At 52.9% G+C, this 1,165-nt stretch carries 1 protein-coding gene; it reads left to right on the forward strand.

Annotated elements, in window-relative coordinates; translation table 11 throughout:
- A partial coding sequence (purB, locus tag R7Z41_RS24110; protein WP_318141650.1) for an adenylosuccinate lyase occupies positions 1–1,165 on the forward strand: 1,165 nt, incomplete at both ends.

Below are 1,165 nucleotides of genomic sequence, written 5' to 3' on the forward strand. Positions count from 1 at the left end.
TGGCCGCGCACGCAGCGATCAAGGAAGTTCCTGCTTTTGCTGCCGACGCAATCGGTTACCTTGATGCAATCGTTTCTAGTTTCAGCGAAGAATATGTGGTGCGCATCAAAACTATCGAGCGTACCACTAACCACGACGTTAAAGCGGTTGAGTATTTCCTGAAAGAAAAAGTGGCGGAGATCCCGGAACTGCACGCGGTTTCTGAATTCATCCACTTTGCCTGTACTTCGGAAGATATCAATAACCTCTCCCACGCATTAATGCTGAAAACCGCGCGTGATGAAGTGATCCTGCCATACTGGCGTCAACTGATTGATGGCATTAAAGATCTCGCCGTTCAGTATCGCGATATCCCGCTGCTGTCTCGTACCCACGGTCAGCCAGCCACGCCGTCAACCATCGGTAAAGAGATGGCAAACGTCGCCTACCGTATGGAGCGCCAGTACCGCCAGCTTAACCAGGTGGAGATCCTCGGCAAAATCAACGGCGCGGTCGGTAACTATAACGCCCACATCGCCGCTTACCCGGAAGTTGACTGGCATCAGTTCAGCGAAGAGTTCGTCACCTCGCTGGGTATTCAGTGGAACCCGTACACCACCCAGATCGAACCGCACGACTACATTGCCGAACTGTTTGATTGCGTTGCGCGCTTCAACACCATTCTGATCGACTTTGACCGTGACGTCTGGGGTTATATCGCCCTTAACCACTTCAAACAGAAAACCATTGCTGGTGAGATTGGTTCTTCCACCATGCCGCATAAAGTTAACCCGATTGACTTCGAAAACTCCGAAGGGAATCTGGGCCTTTCCAACGCGGTATTGCAGCATCTGGCAAGCAAACTGCCGGTTTCCCGCTGGCAGCGTGACCTGACCGACTCCACCGTGCTGCGTAACCTCGGCGTGGGTATCGGTTATGCGCTGATTGCGTATCAATCCACCCTGAAAGGCGTGAGCAAACTGGAAGTAACCCGTGACCATCTGCTGGATGAGCTGGATCACAACTGGGAAGTGCTGGCTGAGCCAAGCCAGACAGTTATGCGTCGCTATGGCATCGAAAAACCGTACGAGAAGCTGAAAGAGCTGACTCGCGGTAAGCGCGTTGACGCCGAAGGCATGAAGCAGTTTATCGATGGTCTGGCGTTGCCAGAAGAAGAGAAAGCCCG

Source organism: Vibrio sp. 1457 (genome assembly GCF_033340195.1).
Taxonomy (GTDB): Bacteria; Pseudomonadota; Gammaproteobacteria; order Enterobacterales; family Vibrionaceae; genus Vibrio; species Vibrio alginolyticus.